Consider the following 24,486-nt stretch of genomic DNA (forward strand, 5'->3'; position numbering starts at 1 on the left):
AGATCAAAGGCCAAGCTGTAACGCCAGTTTTCACATTGTCCTATAAGCGTGGTCTATACTTCTGCCGCAAGGAACGCAAGACAGCCCGAGAGGAGACTCGCATGTTACAAATCAGCGCCGCAGATATCTTGAAAATCGTCTTACCGACCGTCATTACGCTGTTTATCGCCGTCGTCAAAACCCCTTTTCGCATTCGGCGGGAAAACCACGATAAGCTGCTAAACCTGCTCGAATCCGTCGAGAAGCCCCAAAGCGCTCCCATACGCCTGTTGCGCTTTCGCGACTATATCGGCAACAGCAGCGCCGGCCTTGTTGCGCTGCAGCTGCTGCTGGCATTGCCGGACAGCGTAGCGGCGCTGGAACGCTATCGTTTCACCGGTGGCCGCCAGCAAATCTTGCGCGCCACGTCCGCAGGCTTCGTTTTGCGGCCAAGCGCCAATAACGCTTTCAAACGTTTCCTGCTTTCCTGCCGCTACTTTTTGCTGTATTTGGTGTTCGTTACGCTGCTGGTACTGTTCCCCGCTTTGACTCAATGGGGACTCCAGCAGTTAGGGGTATTGATTACGCCCTATTCACTCAGCTATCTGCCTAATGCACGCATAACCAACGGCTGGCAGCTGCTGTTCCCTGGCTTATTATTTATTATCATTATGCTCAGCCTGACATATCTGACCTTCAGGCAGTTGGCACGCGCGGGTAACCTCAGCTCGGAACGCGCCTTTTATCGCTACTATCAACGAGCGCGTGAGGAACAACGATGCCGGGAGGTTCTGAAACAAATGCGCACTGCGCTGCGCCGGACCTGACGAGGATGCGCCGCCTGCGCTGCATCGCAATGGCCGCTCTGTTGTTGTTGAGCCAATCGGTTCGTGCAGAGCCGCTGTTGGAGCGTCTCGCCACGCCCTATCACGCGCCGACGGCGGCGGGTTCACTGCCTTATTTTGTCGCTCACGCTCAATCCCCCCAGCCACGCACCGCACTGGTGGTGATGCACGGGCATCCACGCGACGCCGCCAAGTCGTTGCAAGCGGCGATCGACGCCGCGCAGGGAGCGGGAGACAACGGCTTGCTGGTCGCCCCGCTGTTCCCGGTGCCGGAAAAACTCGCCGCCCACTGCCATTCCGCCGGTCTGCCCCAGCCGCAAGACGGCGACGCTCTGTGGCGCTGCGGCTCCTGGATCGCAGGCGGTTTGGATAATGACGGCAAAACCGGCTCGTTCAACGCCATGGATAGCCTGCTGGCCGACCTGAAACGGCGCTGGCCGTCGCTGCAGTCGATAACCGTGGCCGGTTTTTCCGCCGGCGCCCAGTTCGTGCAGCATTATGTCGGCTTTGCCCATCCGCCAGGCGGAGTGCGTCTGCGCTATGTGGTAGCCGACCCCGGCAGCTGGCTCTACTTTGATAATCTGCGCCCCCAGCCAACCAACGGGGAGCGCTGCAGCAGTGAAAAAACGTGTCGATTCCGCTGGCAAACGGTGAACGCCGGCCAGTGCCCACAGGCCAACCGATGGAAATACGGGCTGGAAGCGCTTCCCGCTCACCTGCAGCGCACCGCAAACGCGGCCCGCCTGCGCTATGTGGCGGCCGATATCACCTATCTGGCCGCCGCCGAGGATACCGGTACCGCGCCGGGCGCCTACTATCGAGTACTCGACAAATCCTGCGCCGCCCAGCTGCAGGGCCCCTACCGTTTACAACGCGCCCTGGCCTACGCCGACTACGATCGGCGTTATCTGGCGCCGGAGAAGCCGCATCGGTTAACGATCGTTCCCGGCTGCGGGCACAACGTCGCCTGCGTATTTCCCGCCCCGGCGGCCAGGCGGGCACTTTTCCCCATTAATGCAGACTAATAATAACGGCAATGAAATAAACCCTTGCCGATAAATCAGACAATATCGCCGATAAAGCGCTGGCAATGCCGTTATTATTATGACTTAACATATTGCTATCAATTTTAATTCAAAATGATAATAATAAATCAACACAAAGCTGTTTCAGCGCAAATTTTAGGGGCATATACTTTTCTCACTACGAGGAGGTAGTTATGTTACGCGACCATTTAAAAATAAACGCCAGTGACACGCTGGAAAAAATCAGCAATATCCATTTGCAAAACCAGGGCCAGGAAGAGATCAGTGAGTTTGTGGTGAAAAACGCCGCCGGCCTGCAGATTGGCAAGGTCTCCGTCCACGATCGTTTCAGCACTCGCCGCTCTTATCCCACCAGCTATCGCATCACCCAAACCGACATGAGCGGCCGGGTGGTAGTGGATGCCATGCGGGACTGTCTATAAGCGTAACCACTCTCTGAAATAGCGAAAATAATGTGATGATGGCAACCCTGTTTATTATTAAACGGGGTTTATCGCGTGGAGAAATTAATTACCCTCTTCGTTGCACCGTCGAAAAAATAAAGCCCCCGCATTACGCGGGGGCGGAAAATAAGCCCAATCAGTGTTTGATAATATACATCGTTTGGCTATAGGCCACGTCTTCCGGATTGGTGATCGGGTAGCCTTTTACCCACGGTTTGATCAGGCGGCCGTTGGTGTACTGGTAAATCGGCGCGATCGGCGCCTGATCGGCAATGATCTGCTCCATCTTGTTGTAATCGGCGGTCACCGCCGCGGGATTGGTTTCCCGCCCCGCCTGCGCCAGCAGCTTGTCGTAGTCCGCATTCTTGAACTTGGCGATGTTGCCGCTGTGGGTGGAGGTCAGCAGCGACAGGAAGGTCGACGCTTCGTTATAGTCACCCACCCAGGAGGCGCGGATCACGTCGAAATTGCCGGTGTTGCGGCTATCGATATAGGTTTTCCACTCCTGGTTTTGCAGCTTGACGTCAATGCCGAGCTTCTTCTTCCACATCGAGGCCACGGCGATGGCGATCTTCTGGTGGCTTTCCGAGGTGTTATACAGCAGCGTCAGCTTCAGCGGGTTGTTCGGGCCGTAGCCGGCCGCCTGCAGTAACGCCTTGGCCTGCGCGTCCAGTTCCGCCTGCGATTGCTGTTGCAGCAAACTCGCCTCCGGTTTGAACCCGGCGGTCACGTCGGGCGTGAAGTGATAGGCCGGTTTTTCGCCGGTGCCCAACACTTTTTCCGCGATAATCTTGCGATCGATGGCGTAGGACAAGGCCTGGCGCACCCGCACGTCGTTGGTCGGCGCGCGCTGGGTGTTGAACGCGTAGTAATAGGTGCCGAGCTGGTCCGGCGTGTACACCTGCCCCGGAATGTCTTTCAGCAGCTTCTGATACATGTTTTTCGGGAAGGATTCGGTGATGTCGATGTCACCCGCCAGGTAACGCTTGGTGGCGTTGGATTCCTGGTTGATCGGCACGAAGGTCACTTTGGTCAGCACGGTATGCGCATGATCCCAGTAATGATCGTTAGGCGTCAGCACCAGCTTCTCGTTCACCACCCGCTCCTGCAGTTTGAACGCGCCGTTGCCCACCAGATTGCCGACCTTGGTCCAGTCGTTGCCGTATTTTTCCACCACCGCCTTATTCACCGGGAACAGACTGAAGTTGGCCGTCAGGCTGACGAAGTAAGGCACCGGTTTGTCCAACTGCACTTTAAGCGTGTAGTCGTCCGGCGCCGACACGCCCAGGCGATCGGCCGGCAATTTGCCGCTGATGATCTGTTCGGCGTTCTGGATCCCCGCCAGCTGTGCGAACCAGGCGAACGGCGACAGATTTTTCGGCTCTACCAGCCGCTGCCAGCTGTAGACGAAATCCTTCGCCGTGACAGGGTCACCGTTTGACCATCGCGCGTCTTTGCGCAGATGGAAAATGTAAGTCTGGTTGTCGCTGGTCTGCCAGCGTGTGGCGACGCCGGGGATCACTTTCCCGTTGGCGTCCTGATTGACCAGCCCTTCGAACAGATCGCGCGCCAGCTGGGCCTCCGGCAGGCCAACCGCTTTGATCGGATCGAGCGAGGCCGGTTCGTCTTTAATGTGGCGCACGATTTCCTGTTTGGCCGCCAGCGCGGTGCCCGGGGGAACCTGCGCCGCCATGGCGCTGCTCATACAGGCGCCGATCGCCGCCGCGCAAAGCGCCAAACGAAAACCCCGTTGCATTTTTCTTCCCGTCATTATGATGTTCCCCCGTTAACCATCTGAATTTTTTATCATATAGCACAAGATCCGTCCGGCCTAGCGCTCACGGCCGAGAAGTTGCAAAAAGTGCGATTCAGGCGATAAAAAAACCCGTGCGGCGCAGGGCGGCACGGGCGGTGTTTGCAGCAGCGACCGTCAGTCGTACAGGTGGATGCTGTCGATGCGGTAGCTGAACTCTTCGCCCTCTTCTTCATCGAACACGGTGAAAAAGCCTTTCTCAGCCAGCGGACGGGCCGAAATATCGGTTTTTTGCAGCTGACGCGCGTCGGCGTCGTCGTAGCCGTAATCAAGGTAGAAGACATCTTTCTGGTAATCGATATGCAGGGTGAACGGATAGTTCGATTCGTCCCCGCGCCCGTCGTCGTTTTTCACCACGCCGAACCACTCCCCCTGGCGGATCTGGTTTTCAGCGTCCACGCCGCACAGCAGCGTGATGGTATCATTTTCATTTTCGCTATAGCTGGCGATGATTCTGGCTACTGGCATGTTAAATCCTCTTGCGGGTGATTGGCTTAGCACTGCCGTTAGTATAACAACAGCGTCAGGCCAGGTGCGGTTTAATTGGCGTTTTCGCCGCCGCCGCGTCACAGATCGCGCAAACGCCGCACAATTGCGATGGGAAAGATGCCTCAAAGCGTAATACACTGAATAAAATGACAATGACTCTCGGCCTTTTACTCAGGGACAACACCATGACCGAACATCGACCGCGCAGTGAACGTGGCCAGTTGGCCGTCGCAGGAGAGAATTACGGCAGCTCGCTGCTGGGCGCGCCGCTGCTCTATTTCCCGGCGGCGGTCAGCGGCCCGGAGACTGGGCTTATCATCGCCGGCACCCACGGCGATGAGAGCGCCGCCATCGTGACCCTGTCCTGCGCGCTGCGCAGCATTGCGCCCGAGCAACTGCGTCACCACGTGGTGCTGGCGGTCAACCCCGACGGCTGCCAGCTGGGGCTGCGCGCCAATGCCAACGGCGTCGATCTGAACCGCAACTTCCCGGCCGCCAACTGGCGCTCCGGCGACACCGTCTACCGCTGGAACAGCGCGGCGCCGGTGCGCGACGTCAAGCTTTCCACCGGCGGGCGCCCCGGTTCCGAACCGGAAACTCAGGCGCTGTGTCACCTGATCCATCGCCTGAAGCCGCACTGGGTGGTGTCGTTCCATGAGCCGCTGGCCTGCATCGAAGATCCCGCCAGCTCGCGACTCGGCGTTTGGCTGGCGCATAAGTTCGAGCTGCCGCTGGTGACCAGCGTCGGTTATGAAACGCCCGGTTCGTTCGGCAGCTGGTGCGCGGATCTGTCGCTGCCGTGCATCACCGCCGAATTCCCGCCGATCTCCGCCGATGCCGCCAGCGAGCGCTACATCGACGCGATGACCGAGCTGCTGACCTACCCGAATTAATCCCTACGGGGCGATATCGACGATCGCCCCGCATTCGAACGCCAGGCCCGGTTCGACGTCCCGCGCCAGCCAGGTTGGGCCGTCCAGATCGACGAAGCGGGCCGCCGGCGCCAGCGGCAAGGCGGCAGATATCGCCCGCGACGTGCACAACATGCAGCCGAGCATGATAGCGAATCCTTGTTCGCGCGCGGCCTGCGCCAGCGCCAACGCCTCGGTCAAGCCGCCGGTTTTGTCCAGTTTGATATTGACCATCTGATAGCGCTGCGCCAACCGCGGCAGATCGGCGCGGGTGTGGCAGCTCTCATCGGCGCAGATCGGCAGCGGATGAATAAAGTGCTCCAGCGCGGCGTCGTCACCGGCCGGCAGCGGCTGCTCCAGCATCGCCACGCCAAGATCGGCCAGCAACTGACAGCGCGCCGCCAGCCCTTCTGCCTGCCAGGACTCATTGGCGTCGACAATCAGCGTCGCCTGCGGCACCGCAGCGCGGATCGCCACCAATCGTTCGCTGATATAGTGATCGTCGAGTTTGATCTTCAGCAGCGTGGCGCCCTGCTGCTCCAGTTCACGCGCGGCGAAGGCCATCGCTTCCGGCGTGCCGATGCTGACGGTCTGCGCCATACGGATATGCGCCGGGGCCGTCACGCCGCTGCGCTGCCACAGGCTCTGCCCGTGCAGGCGGCACTCCAGATCCCACAGCGCCGAATCCAGCGCGTTGCGGGCGGCGCCCGCCGGCATCTGCACCCGCAGCTGTTCGCGGGTCATGCCTTGTGCGATCGCCGGCGCCATCTCTGCCAGCTGTGCCATCACCGATTCCTCGCTCTCGCCGTAGCGCGGGTACGGCGTGCATTCACCGATGCCGCGCACGTCCTGCTGTTCGATTTCGACCACCACCACCCGGGCTTCGGTGCGGCTGCCGCGCGCAATCACGAAGGCGGTATGCAGCGGCCAGGCTTCCGGGTAAAAACGCATGTCTCTCATAACGGCTCCTGAGCGAAAACTGCGCATTCAGCCAGGCTGATGCGCCGGTGATGTTTTATAGAACAGCCTAATATATACAACTATTTAGCAAACTTTGATATCCAATCCGCCCCGGTTGTCATAAACTGGCGCCAGGGTGTGAACCTGATGTTAAATGCCGTTACCGGCGCACCGTTTCATCAGGTTCATACCCTTTGTATAAACACCTGTAAAAGGAATCTAGCAATGACTCAGACAGTACATTTTCAAGGCAATCCGGTCAGCGTAGCGGGCAAGCTGCCACAGCAGGGCGAACAGGCCAAGGCCTTCTCACTGGTTGCCAAAGACCTGTCAGACGTGGCGCTGAGCAGCTTCGCGGGTAAACGCAAAGTCCTGAACATCTTCCCTAGCATCGATACCGGCGTCTGCGCGACTTCGGTGCGTAAATTCAACCAGCTGGCCAGCGGCCTGGATAACACCGTGGTGCTGTGCATCTCCGCCGATCTGCCGTTCGCGCAGTCTCGCTTCTGCGGCGCGGAAGGCCTGAGCAACGTGGTTACCCTGTCCACCCTGCGCGGCACCGAATTCAAGCAGGCGTACGGCGTCGAAATCGCCGAAGGCCCGTTGGCAGGCCTGACCGCGCGTGCGGTCGTGGTGCTGGATGGCCAGGATAACGTGCTGTACAGCGAGCTGGTGAACGAAATCACCACCGAGCCGGACTACGACGCGGCGCTGGCTGCGCTGAAATAACAAAGCCGGCGTTCGCCGGCTTTGGATACCCATTAAAGGCGCCGCACGGCGCCTTTCTTATTCCTCGCCCTCAGCGCCGCCTTTACGGCTGCTCAGGCCATACTCGCGCAGCTTGTTGGCGATGGCAGTATGGGAAACGCCCAGTCGCTTCGCCAGCTTGCGGGTGCTGGGATAGGTGCGATACAGGCGCGTCAGCACCGAGCGCTCGAAACGCTTGCTGATGTCGTCCAGCGAGCCGTCCAGCACCTCGTCGCCCAACGACATCTCCACCTCGAACTCCGGCAATACGATATCCTGCGGCCGCAGCTCGTAGCCTTCGGTTTGCGTCAACGCGCGGTAGATGGCGTTTTTCAGTTGGCGTACGTTGCCCGGCCAGCCATATTTGCTGAGGAAACCGCCCAGATCGTTCGCCAGCTTGGGCCGCGCCACGCCCTGTTCATCGGCGAAGCGCGCCACGAACAGCTCGGTCAGCGGCATGATGTCCTGCGGACGCTCGCGCAATGGCGGGATGGTGATGGTCAGCACGTTGAGGCGATAATAGAGATCTTCGCGGAATTCGCCGCGCTGCACCAGCTCGGTGAGGTTTTTCTGGGTAGCGCAGATCACGCGCACGTCGACGTGCACCTCATGTTCTTCGCCAACGCGGCGGAAGGTGCCGTCGTTGAGGAAACGCAGCAGTTTGGTCTGCATGCGCGGCGACATTTCACCGATCTCATCCAGCAGCACCGAGCCGCCGTTAGCCTGCTCGAAGAAGCCCTTCTTGCCTTCCAGCGCGTTGGGATAAGCGCCCGGCGCATGGCCGAACAGTTCGCTCTCCACCACGTCATCCGGCAGTGCGGCGCAGTTCAGCGCCAGGAACGGCTGTTTGCCGCGCGGGCTGCGCAAATGGCAGGCGCGGGCCAGAATATCCTTGCCGGTACCGGTATCGCCGACGATCAGCAGCGGCGCATCGAGCATCGCCAACTTGCGCGCCTGCTCCAGCACGTGACGCATCTTGGCGCTCACCGCGACGATGTGGTCGAATTCAGTATCGTCGTTCACCGACAGATTTTGCAGCTGGCGGCCCATGCGTGCGGTGGACTTCAGCATCACCACCGCGCCGACCGCGGCCGGCTGCTGCTGTTCGTCTTCCAGGTAGATAGGCGTGATGTCCATCAGGAAGTCCTGGCTGCGGATCACCACCCGCTCGGAATGCGGCGCCGTATGCTCGCTCTCCAGCCAACGGCTGAAGTTATAGCCGCCGATCAGCGCCCCGGCGGTCTGGTTTCGGATCTTGTCTTCGTTCAGGCTGAACAGCGCCTGCGCCGCCGGGTTGGCCAGCTCGACCTTGCCCTTCATATCGATAGAGAACACCGGTTCCGGCATCGATTCCAGCAGCGCACGCAGCGCGCGATGCTCGCGTTCGGAAGGCATAAAGCTGACGGTGCGCACATCGGTCACGCCGGCGATGCGGCGTATCTCCGCCATCAGCGCGCGGAAAGTATCGAAATCCAGCTGGGAGAAATTGAGGTAAATGCGGCCGATGGGATCGATTTCGATGCCACGCAAGTCAATGCTGCGCGATACCAAAAGATCGAGTAATTCTCGAGTGAGACCGAGGCGGTCTTCGCAAAATACTTCCAAACGCATCAGTGTTGGCCTTATCTCTGCAGGTGCGGGATCGTTGACGATGATGATACTCCCTCGCACCGGGCGGTAGAAGCAGTCTGTCAGCAAAAGTTGACAGAACTCCGATTTATTGCCGTGGTTGCTGATTTTAAACGCAAGCGGATAACAGCATCGGCGTCATTTTAGCCTACAAACAGAGAGTTATCACAACCAGAATTAATTTTGCAGAGATTTATCACGCACTCACAGGGGGATCGACTTTCGTCAAGTCTCGATTACGTCCGGCGTTGGCGCCGTTGAGAAAACGGCGCCCTGATAGCGCCGTCGTGGGGGTTATTTGGCTTTGCCGTCGCTCTTTTTCAGCGTGTCTTTCAACTGGCCGATCAGCTGGCTGCGGAAATCGCCAAGCTTCGGTTTTTCCCCTTCCAGCCACGGCAGCGGGCGGCACAGTTCCATCGCCTTGATGCCCAGCCTCGCGGTCAACAACCCGGCGCCGATGCCCTGCGCCGCGCGCGCCGACAGCCGCGCCGCCAGATCCTGCGACATCCAGTCCATGCCCACTTCGCGCACCAGCTCGGAAGCGCCGGCGAAAGCGATGTTCAACAGCACCAGTCGGAACAGACGAATGCGGCTGAAGTAGCCCAGTTCAATGCCGTACAGCGCGGCGATGCGGTTGATCAAACGGATGTTGCGCCAGGCGATGAACGCCATATCCACCAGCGCCAACGGGCTGACGGCGATCATCAGCGTCGATTCGGCGGCGGAGCGGCTGATTTCGCGCCGCGCCTGGTTGTCGAGCACCGGCTGCACCAGTTTGGCGTACAGCTCCACCACTTCACGATCGTTTTGCGTTTCATGCAACGAGGCCTGCCAACGCTGCAGCGCAGGATGCCCCTGATCCAGCCCGGCCTGGCGCGCCAGCTTCTCGCAGAATTCGCGCCCTTGCCCCAGCCCGTGGCTGTGCAACAGCTCGCGCGCCACGTCGCGCTCTTCTGCGCGCTGGCGCAACCGATACAAACGCCGCCACTCGGTGACCACCGAACCGACGCCGGCGAACACGATAAGGCCGCCGGCCACGCCGCCGCCCATGGCGATCCAGTCCTGCTGCACCCAGGCGGTATGCACCCACTGCACGCCCTGCGCCACCACGCTGACGCCGAACAGCGCCAGGCCGGCGCTGACCATTTTGCGCCACAGGCTGCGTTTAGGTTTCAGCGCGGCGTTGATGATGCCTTCGGCGCGCCCTTCTTCCTCTTCCTGCTGCAGCTCCGGCGCCGCCGGGAAAAAGCTTTCCGCCTGCTCGGCATCGAAAGCGACGCCGGCGCGCAACGCCGGTTCCTGCGGCGGTTGCAGCGGTTCGTCAAAATCGATACGCGGTTTGATCGGCTCGCTCATCGCAATTTGTCTCCCAGTAAAAACTCCATCACCGCATCCAGACGGATGTGCGGCAACGGGCTGTCCACGCTCATGGCGCGCGGACGAAACTCATCGAAGTGGAACCCCTGGCTCTGCCAGAACGCCGGCCCCGGCAGGCGGGCGGGCACTTCGCCGGGGAACACCGTCAGCGGTGCGCCGTCGCTCAGGCGGTTGCCCTTCAACGCCGGAATGCGTTGCCCCTGATGATCGACGATGCCGCTCTCGGTCGCCTGCACCGAGGCCAGGCCGACGCAATCCATGCTGATGCCCTCGAACGCCGCGTTTTGCCACGCCTCCTGTACCAGCTGTTGCAGCAAGGACACCAGATTGGCGTGCTGATCGGCGGTGATATGGTCCGCCTTGGTGGCGGCGAACATCAGTTTGTCGATGGTCGGCGAAAACAAGCGGCGAAACAGCGTGCGTTTGCCGTAATGGAAGCTCTGCATCAGCTGGGTCAGCGCCAGACGCATGTCGTTGAATGCCTGCGGGCCGCTGTTGAGCGGCTGCAGGCAGTCGACCAGCACGATTTGCCGATCGAAACGGACGAAATGTTCTTTGTAGAAGTTTTTGACGATCGACTGGCAGTAGTAGTTGAAGCGAGCGCGCAACATGCCGATGTTGCTGTGTTTGTCGGCCTGCGCCAGCTTCGATTCGCCGATCGTGGCCACGTCGGGCCACGGGAAAAACTGCAGCGCCGGCGCGCCGGCCATATCGCCCGGCAGCACGAAACGCCCCGGCTGAATGAAGTGCAGCCCTTCGCTTTTACAGCGCAGCAGATAATCGGTGTAAGCCTGGGCGATCGCCGCCAGGCGGTTTTCATCGGCCGGGGCCAGCGGATCGCAGGCCTTGCACAGCTCAAGCCAGGGCTTGGCCCATTCGGCGCGTTCGCCCTGCAGCAGCCCGGTCATCTGGCGCGACCAGGCCAGGTAATCCTGCTCGAGCATCGGCAGATCCAGCAACCATTCACCGGGATAATCGACGATCTCCAGGTACAGCGTGGAAGTGTCTTTGAAATGGCGCAGCAGCGAGTCATTGGAACGGTAACGCAGCGCCAGACGGATTTCGCTGACGCCGCGCGTCGGCGTCGGCCAGGCCGGCGGCGTGCCGTACAACTGCGCCAGCCCTTCGTCATAGGTGAAACGCTGGATGCCGAGATCGCGCTGCGGGATGCGTTTGACGCCCAGCAGGCGCTCTTCGCGCACCGGTGAAAACAGCGGCATACGCGCGCCGCTGTGCACATGCAGCAGTTGGTTGACGAAGGCGGTGATAAAGGCGGTTTTGCCGCTGCGGCTCAGGCCGGTCACCGCCAGGCGCAGATGGCGATCCATTCCGCGGTTGACCAGCGAGGTTAACTCATTTTGCAGTCGTTTCATTGCTCTCCTTGACGTAACGCCCGAATGCCTTGTTCAGGCCTTTACGGAACAGCGGTTCCAGCACCAGCGCCAGCACGAAGCGCACCGGTTTGCGGCCGATGGTCTTCAACAGCCAGCCGGCGGCGCCCGCCGGGCCATAATTCAATAACGCTATGATGATGACTTTAGCCAATGTCTTCAACATTGCCGCCGCTCCTCGTTTAAATCCACCCGTTCTGGCGGTGTTCGCGACATCGATTTTATTCATGACAATGCCCTCCGGCACAAGACGATTAAGGTTACATTCACGGGATTACGGCGGCGAAGATGCCCGGCCTGCCCAGGCCGGGTCTCGCAAGAAGGGTTACAGCTTGCGGAAACGGCTCTGTACGCCGAAGGTATCGGACGTCACGTAGCGCTCGACCTGACGCAGCTGCTGCTCGCCGCTGCCCAGCTCATACTCCAGCTGATCGAGCAGCTGGCGCGGCGTCTTCTGATGCTCGCCTTCGAAGCGGCTGGCCGGCGCTTCGTCCAACACGAACACCAGCGCGATATAGGCCACCAGCGTGAAGAAGAACAGCCCGAAGAACAGCGACAGCACCACCATCACGCGGATCAGGCGTACCGGCACGTCGAAATAGTGGGCCAAACCGGCGCAGACGCCTTTCACCATGCCTTCTTCGGGAACGCGATAAAGCTTTTTACTGCCCAGCGTCGTGCTCATCAGGACTGTCTCCAGTTCGGGTGTTCCGCATCGAGGATCTCTTCCAGCGCCTGAATGCGTTCACGCATGCGTTTGGCGTCTTCCGCCAGCTGCGCCAGGCGCTGCATTTCTTGCTGACTCAGCTGGATGCCGGTCTGTTGCCGATTGCTGTAATGCAGCCAAAGCCAAATCGGCGCGACAAACAGCACGAAAATTGTCAGCGGAATGGCAAGTAATAAAGCACTCATTGTTATTCCTTCTTATCGGGTCCTGAATTGGCGGCCACCTCCGCGTGTGGCCGCGGTTCGCCTTACTCGGAGCGGTTCATCTTAGCCTTCAGCGCCGCCAGTTGCTCACTGATGGCGTCGTCGGCCTTCAGCTCGGCAAACTCTTGGTCCAGCGACTTCTTTTTACCGATGCTGATGCTTTCCGCTTCGGCTTCCATGTGGTCGATACGGCGCTCGAACTGTTCGAAACGCGCCATCGCCTCATCCAGCTTGCCGCTGTCGAGCTGGCGGCGCACGTCACGGGAAGAAGACGCGGCCTGATGACGCAGCGCCAGCGCCTGCTGCCGCGCGCGGGTTTCGGTCAGCTTGTTTTCCAGCTCGCCGATTTCGCTCTTCATGCGCGCCAGCGTTTCTTCCACGGTCGCCACTTCCTGCGTCAGCGTGGCGATCAGATCGGCCACCTTTTGTTTTTCGATCAGCGCCGCACGGGCCAAGTCTTCTTTATCTTTGCGCAGCGCCAGTTCGGCTTTTTCCTGCCAGTCACTTACCTGGTTTTCACCCTGCTCGATGCGACGCAGCAGCTGCTTTTTCTCCGCCAGCGCGCGCGCCGACGTAGAGCGAACTTCAACCAGCGTGTCTTCCATCTCTTGGATCATCAAGCGCACCAGCTTCTGCGGATCTTCCGCCTTGTCCAGCAGGGTGTTGATGTTGGCGTTCACGATGTCGGCAAAACGAGAAAAAATACCCATAATTCACTTCCTCTTGGTTCTGATGGCGTCTGAAGCGCCGCGTTAAGTCGTACAGCTTGCCCAAAGATATAATCAAAACCCGTGCCAACTTTTATCTTACTGAAAAATAACAAATATTATTTTTTGACTCTCTGCATGCTTGCTGTAGAGTGATTATTTTAACCAAACATTGGCGAATTTCATCATGAACGAGCAGCCAGAGAATTTGTTGGGCGAGGCAAACGCCTTTGTCGAAGTCTTGGAGCAAGTCTCCCAGGTCGCCAAGCTGAACAAGCCGGTGCTGGTGATCGGCGAGCGCGGCACCGGCAAGGAGCTGATCGCGCACCGTCTGCACTACCTCTCCAACCGCTGGCAAGGGCCGTTCATCTCGCTTAACTGCGCGGCGCTGAATGAAAACCTGCTGGACTCCGAACTGTTCGGCCACGAGGCCGGCGCCTTTACCGGCGCCCAAAAGCGCCATCTGGGGCGTTTCGAGCGCGCCGACGGCGGTACGCTGTTCCTCGATGAGCTGGCGACCGCGCCGATGCTGGTGCAGGAGAAATTGCTGCGGGTGATCGAATACGGCCAGTTGGAGCGCGTGGGCGGCAGTCAGCCACTGCGGGTGGATGTTCGCCTGGTGTGCGCCACCAACGACGATCTGCCGGCGCTGGCGGCGGCGGGCAAATTCCGCGCCGATCTGCTGGATCGGCTGGCGTTCGACGTGGTGCAACTGCCGCCGCTGCGCCAACGGCGGCCCGATATCATGCTGTTGGCCGAGCATTTCGCCATTCAAATGTGCCGCGAGCTGGCGCTGCCGCTGTTTCCCGGCTTTACCGAACGCGCCAGGCAAACGTTGCTCGAGTATGGCTGGCCGGGCAACGTGCGTGAACTGAAAAACGTGGTGGAGCGTTCCGTCTATCGCCACGGCGACAGCGACAGCCCGCTGGATGAGATCGTCATCAACCCGTTTGCGCCACGCGAGGCCGCGCCGGTCGCGCCCGTTCCTGAAGACGCCGGCGCGTTACCGCCGCTGCCGCTGGATTTGAAACACTGGCAGTTGGAGCAGGAGAAGGCATTAATCGAAGCGGCGCTGCAGCAGGGGCGGTTCAATCAGCGCAAGGCGGCGCAGCTGCTGGGGCTCACCTATCACCAGCTGCGCGGTATGCTGAAAAAGCATGCGCTGCTGCAAAACGGCGAAGCGGACGAGGAATAACAACGTGAAGATGGGGTGCCGGTCTTTCCCGGCCGTCAGCTATTAACCCCAGGTTGAGAGATGTGGCCTGAGAACGGCCGCCTGGAGATGTCGGTCTTTCCCGACGGTCACTTCACTGCGCGGGGATGTCCCGCCGATGAATCACCTTCTTGCAAGATCACTGCGGTATTTTTCCTGCCCGGTAAATGACGCCGAGCGACAACGCGACGCAGACCAGAAAGGCATAACGCAGACCGAAAGTTTCGGATAAGAACCCGATTAACGGCGGCCCGATCAGCGTGCCCAGAAAGCCGATGGTCAGCACCGCCGCGATGGCGGCGCTTGGTGCCATGGAAGAAGACCTTGCAGCCGCCCCCGCAACCAGCGGAATTATGGCGCAAATGCCCAGGCCGACCAGGAAAAAACCGATTATCGATGTCACCAACCCCGGTAACCAGGTCGTTAGCGTCATGCCGATGAACGCCAGCATCCCGCCCCACTGCAACGTTCTTCTCACTCCTATCCGATCAACGAACCGGTTCAACATGAGCCGGCCGATGGTCATGGCAGCCATAAATACCGTAAAACCCAGTCCGATGTATTTTCGATCGACCGAGACGACATCCTGAAAATAAACGACGCTCCAGTCGTACATGATGCCCTCACAAGCCATCGAGCAGAAAACGATCAGGCCATAGTTGAACAACGATCGGTCAGGAATGGCAAAAGCACGCCCGGTCTGTTCCAGCTCCGGTTTGTCGAACAACGCACGCCGGCACAGCAAGGCGGATATCAACGCCACCGCCGCTATTCCCACAAAGTGCAGCGGCAAGGCGACATCCCGGCCGATCATTAATGCCCCGATCCCTGCGCCGACAAACCCGGCCACGCCCCATATGCCGTGAAAAAAGGGCAACCTGGTTTTACCGCTGACCGCCTCGGCGATGCTGGCCTGCATATTGTTCGAGACATTGACCGCGCTATAAGCGAACCCGGAGAAAAACAGCAATGCCGCCAGTTGAGGGACCGTCGCGGCGAAGGGCACCAGAAGCAAAAGCATGGCGTTGATCAGAATGGCCGCGACGCCGACCACCCTGCTGCCAAGTTTGGCGATCGCCCATCCCGATATCGGCAGAGACAAGACCACCCCGGCCGACATGGCGAACAGTACGCTGCCGAATACGCCGTCAGACAACGCAAGCCCTCCTTTGATCGTCGCCATCCTTGAGCTCAAACTACCGAAACACAGCCCCAGCATGAAAAACATGCTGGATATCGCCAAGTTTTTTTCTTTCATCATCGACATCATGATCGCCCCCTTATCCGATTAGCGGCCTGGTCAGGCGAAAGCATCAATGCCGGTCAGCGATGCCGAAAGCGCCCACAAACGCTGCGCCTGTTCCGGGTCGATCGCGTATTCCTTCACGCCGACCAGCGCCTGGCTGTCGTGCGCGGCGATGCCGGCAATATCGCCATCCTCACAGTAAAGGCCCCCCAAACCTTGCAATTGCGGTGAAGTGGCGGCCCACACCTGAGTAGCGGCCCCCTGCTGAGGCGTTTTAAGAGCGTCGGGATCGGCCGGATTGCCGTCTTCGTCCATCCAGCCCAGGGCTATCATCTCTGCTCTCGATATGTGCCGTTGCAGCGGCGTGGCGATACTGCCAGGGTGAAGGCTAAATGCGCGGATCCCCCGCGAGCGGCCCAGAAGATCCAACCTGACGGCGAACAGGGCATTCGCCGTCTTCGACTGACCGTACGCCAGCCACTTGTCGTAACCGCGTTCGAACTGCACATCTTCCCAACGGATCGCCGAATGGTGATGCCCGGCGGAGGAGACGGTGACCACCCGCCCTCCATCGGCAATGGCCGGCCACAGCAAGTTGGTCAGCGCATAGTGGCCGAGGTGGTTGGTGGCGAACTGTCTTTCCCAACCTTGCCCCACCCGCGCCTCCAGGCATGCCATCACTCCGGCGTTGTTGATGACAATATCCGCCCGTAGGCTCGATGCGGAAAAGTCAGCGGCGAAGCGGCGCACGCTGTTCAAATCGGCGAGATCGAGTTCGGCGATCTCGACGCCGGCGCTCTGTCCTAACACCTCTTTGGCTGCCGCCGGTGCCCGGCAAGCAACGATGACACGTGCGCCGGCACCGGCCAGCGCCAGCGTCGTCTCCAGACCGAGACCTGAATGACCACCGGTGACGATGGCCTGCGAGCCTGACAGATCCAGGCCTGCGAGCACCTCGTCGGCGGTCGTTTTGGGCCCAAATCCTGACTTGATGGGGGTTTGTTGGGTAATCACAGGCATTCTCCTCACGGTTAACAGTGACCGGCCAAACGCAGCCAGCGCGTCGATGAGAAGAAGTATGAAATTCCGTCACGTGACTGTGAATGCATGAAACCCCGAACTTCTGTCGAGATCGTCCAGGTTACGCGGCGCAAAGAGAAGAGAAGTGGATCATGGCGGCTCGCCAAGCGAGATTTCCGGTCTTAGACAGGCAAAAAAAAAGCCAGCACCCGAGCTGGCTTAAAAAACACTGGAAGCAATGTGAGCAATGTCGTGCCTTCCACATCAGAGCCGCAAACTGTGGCCTTCCGTGAACTGCCAGGCGATGATAATAGTTATCAGTATCGTCTGTAAAGCACTTTGTTGAGAATTTTTCTCATTTCCACACGAAGATTGCGCAATTACCACTCAGGGAACGGGTCTGCCATGTCCAGCCAATAGTCCACGCCGGCGGCCATTTCATCGTCGCTCAGTAGGCAGTCGTCCAGCAAACGTGCGATCGTCGCCTGCTGCAGATGCTGTCCGATAAACACCAGCTCCTGTCGCATGTCGCCGAACGGCTCTACCCATTTTTCCTGAATATGCGCCCGCGCTTCGGGATCCTGCGGCCAATTGTCTTGCGGGATAGCGCGCCAAAAGGTGCCCGCGAGACCGTAATGGGCGATGCCGCCGGCCTGGCTCCACTGCCCGGCCTGCCGCGGCCGCGTCGCCAGCCAGAAAAAGCCTTTCGAGCGCAGCAGCTTACCGCCGCCCCAGTCGCCGTTAATCACGCGGTAAAATTTGTCCGGCGCAAACGGCCGCCGCGCCTGATAGACGAAGCTGCTGATGCCGTAGTTTTCCGTTTCCGGCACGTGTTCGCCGCGCAGCTCTTTCAGCCAGCCGGGCGCCTGCTGCGCCTTTTCAAAGCTGAAGCTGCCGGTATTCAGCACCGCTTCCAGCGGCAGTTTGCCCGGCGCGATCGGCACTATGCGGGCATCGGGGTTCAGGCTGGCCAGCAGCGCCATCACTTCGCCCTGCTGGGCTGGCGTCAACAGATCGGTCTTGCTGACCAGGATCACGTCGCAGAATTCAATTTGCTCAATCAATAGATCCGCCACGCTGCGCAGATCGTCCTCGCCCAGGCTTTGGCCGGCCTCCTGCAGGCTTTGTGCCTGCTGGTACTGCTGGATGAAATTCACCCCGTCGACCACCGTCACCAGGGTATCCAGCCGGGCGAACTGCGACAGGCTTTCGCCCTTTTCGTCCTCAAAGGTAAAGGTTTCCGCCACCGGCAACGGCTCGGAGATGCCGCTCGATTCGATCAGCAGGTAATCGAAACGCCCGTCCTGCGCCAGTTCACGCACCGAAACCAGCAGGTCTTCGCGCAGCGTGCAGCAAATGCAGCCGTTGCTCATCTCAACCAGCTTCTCTTCCTGGCGATCGAGATGCACTGCATTTTCAACCAATGCGGCGTCGATGTTGACTTCGCTCATGTCGTTGACGATCACCGCCACGCGCATGCCCTGCCGGTTGTTCAGGATGTGGTTCAGCACCGTGGTTTTGCCGGCGCCGAGAAAGCCGGAAAGCACGGTCACGGGAAGTTGTTTCATGGGAGCCTCATTAAAATTCATTGCGTAATGCCTGGTAACCGCGCACCAGTTCGACGTTGGTGGCGGCCACTTCTTCCGAAAACTGCAGCGCGCCGCGATCGACCTGGGAATAGCGCGACAGGTCGCTGTCCGGCCCTACGCGCTCGGTCGAGGGGATATAGCGATTTTCCGGCAGCGTCACGCCGTCCACCACCGCGTTGTAACGCACCACGCAGCCGGACTGGATGTGGCAGTTGAACAGCACGCTGTTGAAACCGATAAACACCCGATCGTCGATGCGACACGGGCCGTGGACGATGGCGCGATGGGCGATCGAACTGTAACGGCCAATGGTGACCGCCGCCCCGCTCTTGGAGTGGATCACCACGCCGTCCTGAATATTGGAGTGCGAGCCGATGACAATCGGCTCCATGTCGCCGGCGGCGTTCAATTCGTCGGCGCGGATCACCGCATAAGGGCCGACGTAGACGAAATCTTCGACGATCACCCGGCCGCAAATAATGGCGGTGGGGTCGATGTAGGCCAGCGGCGAGACCTGCGGCAGATGGCCGCTGGGATTTTTACGCAGCATGATTTTCTCCCCGCCAGCTCAGCTCCGCCACCGCATTGTGGGCATGCAGGCTCTCCTGATGCTCGACGCGCAGTGAAAAGGCGCGATAATCGCACTGGCTGCGCAGCATGCGATACAGACGGCGCGCCGCGTCTTCGCAAAACATCAGGTTCTGTCCGTTGGCCAGCGCGAAGGCCTGCTCGTCGCGGCGTTTCACCAGCGTTTGTACCGGCGTGCCCAGCGCGTGTTCGATGCGGTCGACCAATTTCACCGGTTCGAACGCCCGTTCATTCTCGGGCGTCACGGTGACCCAGGCCCAGCTGCGTTGGCTGTGAGGGGTGGCCGGCATTCCCTGCTCCAACAGCCACTCGCTCACCTGGCGTTGGCTGACCCGCTCCGCCGCCTGTTCGAAATCAAACTGAAACTGTTGCTGCGCCAACTGACGGCTGAGCGCCGCCGAACTCGGGCAGGTAGAGGAGTAAGGTACGCCGACGGTCAACGCCAGCGTCAGCGTGTTCGTCAGGGTCGCCTCGATGCGCAGCGGGTAAGCCTTCCAGCCACGCTGCGGCGACAGTAAAGCCGGGCGCGACAGCAGCAGCTCGCCACTGATCGCCAGGCTGGCGCGATCGCTGTGTTCCGGCTGCGAATCCAGAAAGGCTTGCAGCGTTCGGCCGATGCGCTGCGGCGTCAGCTCGCCCTGCGTCAATTCGTCCAGCGCCAGATACAGCCGCGACATGTGAATGCCGCGTTCGCCCGACGCTTCGGCGCGCAGGTTGATGCCGGCGTCGACTTTGGCCATCAGTGGCTTGCCGGCCAACTCCAGCGGCAGTGCGATCCCTTGCATCCCGACCCAATCGAGCCCGACATCACTCATTTCGCCGCGCCATGCCTGAGCGTCCGGCAGCGAACGACGTGGTGGAAGTGCAACTTCGTTCATACATCCCCTTGCGTTATTGTGACTTTGCCGAGGAACGGTAACATGATTTTGTTATGTTATAACATATCAAATAAAATTTTTTTCACGCCGTTGGGCGACCTGATTAATCAAGTCGCAGAAAACTCAGCGATTTTGTTCAATGGATTGGGCTGTCGGTCAGAGTGCGATACACTAACGCTATTGCTGATTAACCCATGAGCCTCTATGCGTGGTTTACCCCTTTGGATAGTGTCGTTGTGCTTTACCGGTTCCGCCCTGGCCGCAACCACACCGCCCGCGCCCGCCGCGGCGCCGCTGCCGGACATTCGCCAGAGCGGCTTTGTCTATTGCGTCAGCGGCATACTGAATACCTTCAACCCGCAAATGGCCAGCAGCGGCCTGACGGTGGATACCCTGGCCGCCCAGCTGTACGATCGCCTGCTGGACGTCGATCCCTACACCTACCGGCTGATCCCCGAGCTGGCGCAAAGCTGGGAAGTGTTGGACAACGGCGCCACCTACCGCTTCCATCTGCGCAAGGACGTGCCGTTCCAGACCACCGCCTGGTTCAGCCCCACCCGCAAGATGAACGCCGACGACGTGGTGTTCAGCTTCGCGCGCGTATTTGACCAAAAACACCCGTATCACGACGTCAACGGCGGCGAATACCCCTATTTCGACAGCCTGCAGTTCGGCGATTCGGTGCAGAGCGTGAGAAAGCTCGACGACTACACGGTGGAGATTCGCCTGCAGTCGCCGGACGCCTCGTTCCTGTGGCATCTGGCAACGCATTACGCGCCGGTGCTGTCCGCCGAATACGCCGACACGCTGACGCGCGAAGGCCATCAGGAGCTGATTGACCGAGAGCCGGTCGGCAGCGGCCCGTTCCTGCTCAACGAATACCGCTCGGGGCAATATATTCGCCTGGCGCGCAACGCCGCCTACTGGAAAGGCCTGCCGCGCATGCCGCAGGTGGTGATCGATCTGGGCGCCGGCGGCACCGGTCGCCTCTCCAAGCTGCTGACCGGCGAGTGCGACGTGCTGGCCTATCCGGCGGCGAGCCAGCTGTCTATCCTGCGCGACGATCCGCGCCTGCGCCTGACGCTGCGCCCGGGGATGAACATCGCCTATCTGGCGTTCAACACCCGCAAACCGCCGCTCGACAACCTCAACGTGCGCCAGGCGATCTCTCTGGCGATCAACAACCAGCGGTTGATGCAGTCGATCTATTACGGCACGGCGGAAACCGCCGCCTCGATCTTGCCGCGCGCCTCCTGGGCCTATGACAACGACGCGCACGTCACCGAGTACGATCCGGCCAAATCGCGCGAGATGCTGCGGCAGGCCGGCGTCGGCCATCTGAACCTGAAGCTGTGGGTGCCGACCGCCTCGCAGTCTTACAACCCGAGCCCTCTGAAGACCGCCGAGCTGATCCAGGCCGATCTCGGCCAGGTAGGCATCAACGTCACCATCGTTCCGGTAGAGGGCCGCTTCCAGGAGGCGCGCCTGATGGAGATGAACCACGATCTGACCCTGACCGGCTGGGCCACCGACAGCAACGACCCGGACAGCTTCTTCCGGCCGCTGCTGAGCTGCGCGGCAATCCGTTCGCAAACCAACTATGCTCACTGGTGTGACCCGGGCTTCGACGAGGTGCTGCAGAACGCACTGTTGTCGCAGCAGCTATCTCAACGCATCGACAGCTACCGCAAGGCGCAGAAGATCCTCGAGCAGCAACTGCCGGTGCTGCCGCTGGCCTCTTCCCTGCGGCTGCAGGCCTACCGCTACGACATCAAGGGATTGGTGCTGAGCCCGTTCGGCAACGCCTCGTTCGCCGGGGTGTACCGTGAATCCGCGCCGGAGGTGAATAAGTGATTATCTTTACCCTGCGCCGCATTCTGCTGCTGCTGATCACGCTGTTCTTCCTGACGCTGGTCAGCTTCAGCCTGAGCTATTTCACGCCGCGTGCGCCGCTGAACGGCGCCGCCCTGCTGGACGCCTATCAGTTCTACTTTGTCAGCCTGCTGCACTGGGACTTCGGCGTCTCCAGCATCAACGGCCAGGCGATCAGCGAACAGCTGCGCGAAGTGTTCCCGGCCACCATGGAACTGTGCCTGCTGGCCTTTGCTCTGGCGCTGTTTATCGGCATTCCGCTGGGCATCATCGCCGGCGTGCTGCGCGGCAAATGGCAGGACACCGCCATCAGCACCTTCGCGCTATTGGGCTTTTCGATGCCGGTGTTCTGGCTGGCGCTGCTGCTGATGCTGTTCTTCTCGCTACACCTGGGCTGGCTGCCGGTTTCCGGCCGTTTCGACCTGCTGTATCAGGTGAAGCCGATCACCGGTTTCGCGCTGATTGACGCCTGGCTGTCGGACTCGCCATACCGCGCCGAAATGATCGGCAGCGCCCTGCGCCACATGATCCTGCCGATCGCCGCGCTGGCGGTGGCGCCCACCACCGAAGTGGTGCGCCTGATGCGCATCAGCACCGACGACGTGCTGAGCCAAAACTACATCAAGGCCGCCGCCACCCGCGGCCTGTCGCGCTTCACCATCATTCGCCGCCACGTGTTGCACAATGCGCTGCCGCCGATCGTGCCCAAACTGGGGCTGCAGTTCTCCACCATGCTCACGCTGGCGATGATCACCGAAGTGGTGTTCAGCTGGCCGGGCCTCGGCCGGTGGCTGATCAACGCCATTCGCCAGCAGGATTATGCGGCGATCTCCGCCGGCGTCATGGTGGTCGGCACGCTGGTGATTACCATTAACGTCCTGGCCGACATTCTGGGTGCGGCAACCAACCCGCTGAAACATAAGGAATGGTATGCCCTTCGATAACGTATACCGCGAGAAAAAGATGCCGAGCCCGCTGCGCTACACCTGGCGGATTTTCTACGGCGACGCGCTGGCGATGATCGGTTTTTACGGCGTGATCGCCCTGCTGCTGCTGTCGCTGTTCGGCAGCCTGCTGGCGCCCTACGCGCTGGATCAGCAGTTCCTCGGTTATCAGCTGCTGCCGCCGTCCTGGTCGCGCTACGGCAACGTGTCGTTCTTTCTCGGCACCGACGATCTCGGGCGCGACATCCTCAGCCGCCTGTTGACCGGCACTGCCGCCACCTTCGGCTCGGCGCTGGCGGTGACGCTGGCCGCAGCGTTCTGCGGGGTGATCCTCGGCGTGTTCGCCGGCGTCACTCACGGGCTGCGTTCGGCGGTGCTCAACCACATCCTCGATACCCTGCTGTCCATTCCGTCGCTGCTGCTGGCGATCGTGGTGGTGGCGTTTATCGGCCCCAAACTTGAACACGCCATGCTGGCAGTGTGGCTCGCCTTGCTGCCGCGCATGGTCCGCACCATCTACAGCGCGGTGCACGACGAGCTGGAGAAAGAGTACGTGGTGGCGGCGCGGCTCGATGGCGCTTCCACGCTGCAGATCCTGTGGTACGCCGTCATGCCGAACATCGCCGCCGTGCTGGTGACCGAGTTCACCCGCGCGCTGTCGATGGCCATTTTGGACATCGCCGCGCTCGGCTTTCTCGATCTCGGCGCGCAGCTGCCTTCGCCGGAATGGGGAGCGATGCTCGGCGATTCGCTCGAGCTGGTGTACGTCGCACCCTGGACGGTGATGCTGCCCGGCGCGGCCATCCTCGTCAGCGTGCTGCTGGTTAACCTGTTAGGCGACGGTATGCGCCGCGCAATCAATGCCGGGGTGGAATAATGCCGTTACTCGATATCCGCAATCTGACGATTGAATTTATGACCGCCGAAGGGCCGGTCAAGGCGGTCGATCGCGTCAGCATGACGCTGACCGAGGGCGAGGTGCGCGGCCTGGTGGGCGAATCGGGCTCCGGCAAGAGCCTGATCGCCAAAGCCATCTGCGGCGTAACCAAAGACAACTGGCGCGTCACCGCCGACCGTTTCCGCTTCGACGACATCGATCTGCTGCAACTGAGCCCGCGCGAGCGGCGCAGGCTGGTGGGCCACAACGTTTCGATGATTTTCCAGGAGCCGCAGTCCTGTCTCGATCCTTCCGAGAGTATCGGCCGCCAGCTGGCGCAGGCGATCCCGGGCTGGACCTACAAGGGCCGCTGGTGGCAGCGCTTCAACTGGCGCAAACGCCGCGCCATCGAACTGCTGCACCGCGTCGGTATCAAGGATCACGACGACATCATGGGCAGCTTCCCGTACGAGTTGACCGAGGGCGAGTGCCAGAAGGTGATGATCGCCATCGCGCTGGCCAACCAACCGCGCCTGCTGATCGCCGATGAACCAACCAACGCCATGGAGCCGACCACCCAGGCGCAGATTTTCCGCCTGCTGGCGCGCCTCAATCAGAACAACAACACCACCATCCTGCTGATCAGCCACGATTTGCAGATGATGAGCAAATGGGCCGACCGGGTGAACGTACTGTACTGCGGGCAAACGGTGGAAAGCGCCCAGTGCGAAGAGCTGCTGGCGGCGCCGCACCACCCTTACACCCAGGCGCTGATCCGCGCCATGCCGGACTTCGGCCGCTCGCTGCCGCACAAGAGCCGGTTGAACACGCTGCCGGGCGCCATTCCTTCGTTGGAACACCTGCCGATCGGTTGCCGCCTGGGGCCGCGCTGCCCTTACGCGCAGAAGAAGTGCATCGAAACGCCGCGCCTGCGCCCGGTCAAAAACCACTTCTTCGCCTGCCACTTCCCGCTGAACATGGAGGAGCAATAA

Annotated in this window: 25 protein-coding genes; 10 read left to right on the forward strand and 15 right to left on the reverse strand. The window is 60.5% G+C overall.

Annotated elements, in window-relative coordinates; genetic code table 11:
- The first annotated feature begins 101 nt into the window (after positions 1 to 101).
- From C9411_RS01290 to C9411_RS01300, 3 genes are all read left to right on the forward strand, one after another.
- Positions 102 to 806 (forward strand): hypothetical protein, encoded by a 705-nt coding sequence (locus C9411_RS01290; RefSeq protein ID WP_107226284.1) that lies wholly within the window; start codon positions 102 to 104, stop codon positions 804 to 806.
- Complete coding sequence (locus C9411_RS01295; RefSeq protein ID WP_107226285.1) at positions 758 to 1,849, forward strand: hypothetical protein; 1,092 nt, start codon at positions 758 to 760, stop codon at positions 1,847 to 1,849. Before C9411_RS01290 ends, C9411_RS01295 begins: the two co-directional genes overlap by 49 nt.
- A 194-nt stretch (positions 1,850 to 2,043) precedes the next feature.
- Positions 2,044 to 2,292, forward strand: coding sequence for a hypothetical protein (locus C9411_RS01300; protein WP_004930507.1), 249 nt, complete (start codon positions 2,044 to 2,046; stop codon positions 2,290 to 2,292).
- A gap of 157 nt (positions 2,293 to 2,449) precedes the next feature.
- Here the strand turns inward: C9411_RS01300 and C9411_RS01305 are convergent, their stop codons facing one another.
- Both C9411_RS01305 and C9411_RS01310 read right to left on the reverse strand, forming a co-directional pair.
- Entirely contained in the window at positions 2,450 to 4,084 is a 1,635-nt protein-coding gene (locus C9411_RS01305; RefSeq protein ID WP_060439841.1) for an ABC transporter substrate-binding protein, read from the reverse strand.
- A 159-nt stretch (positions 4,085 to 4,243) separates the two neighbouring features.
- On the reverse strand, positions 4,244 to 4,594 hold the full coding sequence (locus C9411_RS01310; protein WP_063990008.1) for a hypothetical protein: 351 nt from the start codon (positions 4,592 to 4,594) through the stop codon (positions 4,244 to 4,246).
- Between the two features lie 206 nt (positions 4,595 to 4,800).
- On the opposite strand from C9411_RS01310, the gene mpaA reads away from it, so the two are divergent.
- The gene (gene mpaA, locus C9411_RS01315) at positions 4,801 to 5,508 is read left to right on the forward strand and encodes a murein tripeptide amidase MpaA (protein WP_063990009.1); all 708 of its coding nucleotides are present in this window, start codon (positions 4,801 to 4,803) and stop codon (positions 5,506 to 5,508) included.
- A 3-nt stretch (positions 5,509 to 5,511) separates the two neighbouring features.
- Here mpaA and ycjG read toward each other — a convergent pair whose 3' ends face one another.
- On the reverse strand, positions 5,512 to 6,486 hold the full coding sequence (ycjG, locus tag C9411_RS01320) for an L-Ala-D/L-Glu epimerase (protein WP_063990010.1): 975 nt from the start codon (positions 6,484 to 6,486) through the stop codon (positions 5,512 to 5,514).
- A gap of 225 nt (positions 6,487 to 6,711) precedes the next feature.
- Between ycjG and tpx the strand changes: the two genes are divergently transcribed.
- Positions 6,712 to 7,215 (forward strand): thiol peroxidase, encoded by a 504-nt coding sequence (gene tpx, locus C9411_RS01325; RefSeq protein ID WP_063990011.1) that lies wholly within the window; start codon positions 6,712 to 6,714, stop codon positions 7,213 to 7,215.
- 57 nt (positions 7,216 to 7,272) lie between these two features.
- Here tpx and tyrR read toward each other — a convergent pair whose 3' ends face one another.
- From tyrR to pspA, 7 genes are all read right to left on the reverse strand, one after another.
- Positions 7,273 to 8,844 (reverse strand): transcriptional regulator TyrR, encoded by a 1,572-nt coding sequence (tyrR, locus tag C9411_RS01330; RefSeq protein ID WP_063990012.1) that lies wholly within the window; start codon positions 8,842 to 8,844, stop codon positions 7,273 to 7,275.
- A 312-nt stretch (positions 8,845 to 9,156) separates the two neighbouring features.
- Positions 9,157 to 10,218, reverse strand: coding sequence for a YcjF family protein (locus C9411_RS01335; protein WP_107226286.1), 1,062 nt, complete (start codon positions 10,216 to 10,218; stop codon positions 9,157 to 9,159).
- Positions 10,215 to 11,612, reverse strand: a complete 1,398-nt coding sequence (locus C9411_RS01340; RefSeq protein WP_107226287.1) for a YcjX family protein — start codon at positions 11,610 to 11,612, stop codon at positions 10,215 to 10,217. The genes C9411_RS01335 and C9411_RS01340 overlap by 4 nt, the downstream gene beginning before the upstream one ends.
- Positions 11,593 to 11,859 carry a phage shock protein PspD gene (gene pspD / locus C9411_RS01345; protein WP_107226288.1) on the reverse strand — a complete coding sequence of 89 codons (267 nt, stop codon included), beginning with the start codon at positions 11,857 to 11,859 and terminating at the stop codon, positions 11,593 to 11,595. Before pspD ends, C9411_RS01340 begins: the two co-directional genes overlap by 20 nt.
- A gap of 96 nt (positions 11,860 to 11,955) precedes the next feature.
- The gene (gene pspC / locus C9411_RS01350) at positions 11,956 to 12,315 is read right to left on the reverse strand and encodes an envelope stress response membrane protein PspC (protein WP_004930552.1); all 360 of its coding nucleotides are present in this window, start codon (positions 12,313 to 12,315) and stop codon (positions 11,956 to 11,958) included.
- Entirely contained in the window at positions 12,315 to 12,542 is a 228-nt protein-coding gene (gene pspB, locus C9411_RS01355) for an envelope stress response membrane protein PspB (protein WP_004930553.1), read from the reverse strand. Before pspB ends, pspC begins: the two co-directional genes overlap by 1 nt.
- A 62-nt stretch (positions 12,543 to 12,604) precedes the next feature.
- Positions 12,605 to 13,270 carry a phage shock protein PspA gene (gene pspA, locus C9411_RS01360; RefSeq protein ID WP_025303000.1) on the reverse strand — a complete coding sequence of 222 codons (666 nt, stop codon included), beginning with the start codon at positions 13,268 to 13,270 and terminating at the stop codon, positions 12,605 to 12,607.
- A gap of 184 nt (positions 13,271 to 13,454) precedes the next feature.
- Between pspA and pspF the strand changes: the two genes are divergently transcribed.
- Positions 13,455 to 14,462 (forward strand): phage shock protein operon transcriptional activator, encoded by a 1,008-nt coding sequence (gene pspF / locus C9411_RS01365; protein WP_063990015.1) that lies wholly within the window; start codon positions 13,455 to 13,457, stop codon positions 14,460 to 14,462.
- Positions 14,463 to 14,619: 157 nt separating this feature from the next.
- Here pspF and C9411_RS01370 read toward each other — a convergent pair whose 3' ends face one another.
- From C9411_RS01370 to folE2, 5 genes are all read right to left on the reverse strand, one after another.
- The gene (locus C9411_RS01370; RefSeq protein WP_107226289.1) at positions 14,620 to 15,750 is read right to left on the reverse strand and encodes an MFS transporter; all 1,131 of its coding nucleotides are present in this window, start codon (positions 15,748 to 15,750) and stop codon (positions 14,620 to 14,622) included.
- A gap of 30 nt (positions 15,751 to 15,780) precedes the next feature.
- On the reverse strand, positions 15,781 to 16,740 hold the full coding sequence (locus C9411_RS01375; protein ID WP_107226581.1) for an SDR family NAD(P)-dependent oxidoreductase: 960 nt from the start codon (positions 16,738 to 16,740) through the stop codon (positions 15,781 to 15,783).
- A 386-nt stretch (positions 16,741 to 17,126) separates the two neighbouring features.
- A complete protein-coding gene (zigA, locus tag C9411_RS01380; RefSeq protein WP_107226290.1) occupies positions 17,127 to 18,314 on the reverse strand; it encodes a zinc metallochaperone GTPase ZigA in 1,188 nt (395 codons plus the stop codon).
- 10 nt (positions 18,315 to 18,324) lie between these two features.
- Positions 18,325 to 18,885, reverse strand: a complete 561-nt coding sequence (locus tag C9411_RS01385; protein WP_049202409.1) for a carbonate dehydratase — start codon at positions 18,883 to 18,885, stop codon at positions 18,325 to 18,327.
- Positions 18,875 to 19,801: a GTP cyclohydrolase FolE2 gene (gene folE2 / locus C9411_RS01390; RefSeq protein ID WP_107226291.1), complete on the reverse strand. Its 927-nt coding sequence runs from the start codon at positions 19,799 to 19,801 to the stop codon at positions 18,875 to 18,877. Before folE2 ends, C9411_RS01385 begins: the two co-directional genes overlap by 11 nt.
- A 204-nt stretch (positions 19,802 to 20,005) precedes the next feature.
- Here folE2 and sapA point away from each other — a divergent pair, with 204 nt between their 5' ends.
- The 4 genes from sapA to sapD are packed head-to-tail and all read left to right on the forward strand — an operon-like array spanning position 20,006 to position 24,486.
- The gene (sapA, locus tag C9411_RS01395) at positions 20,006 to 21,655 is read left to right on the forward strand and encodes an ABC transporter substrate-binding protein SapA (protein WP_107226292.1); all 1,650 of its coding nucleotides are present in this window, start codon (positions 20,006 to 20,008) and stop codon (positions 21,653 to 21,655) included.
- Positions 21,652 to 22,617, forward strand: coding sequence for a putrescine export ABC transporter permease SapB (gene sapB, locus C9411_RS01400; protein WP_004930575.1), 966 nt, complete (start codon positions 21,652 to 21,654; stop codon positions 22,615 to 22,617). The genes sapA and sapB overlap by 4 nt, the downstream gene beginning before the upstream one ends.
- Positions 22,604 to 23,494, forward strand: a complete 891-nt coding sequence (gene sapC, locus C9411_RS01405) for a putrescine export ABC transporter permease SapC (RefSeq protein ID WP_004930580.1) — start codon at positions 22,604 to 22,606, stop codon at positions 23,492 to 23,494. Before sapB ends, sapC begins: the two co-directional genes overlap by 14 nt.
- On the forward strand, positions 23,494 to 24,486 hold the full coding sequence (gene sapD, locus C9411_RS01410; RefSeq protein WP_019452674.1) for a putrescine export ABC transporter ATP-binding protein SapD: 993 nt from the start codon (positions 23,494 to 23,496) through the stop codon (positions 24,484 to 24,486). Before sapC ends, sapD begins: the two co-directional genes overlap by 1 nt.

The sequence above is a fragment of the Serratia sp. Nf2 genome, from assembly GCF_003028435.1.
Classification (GTDB): Bacteria; Pseudomonadota; Gammaproteobacteria; order Enterobacterales; family Enterobacteriaceae; genus Serratia; species Serratia marcescens_L.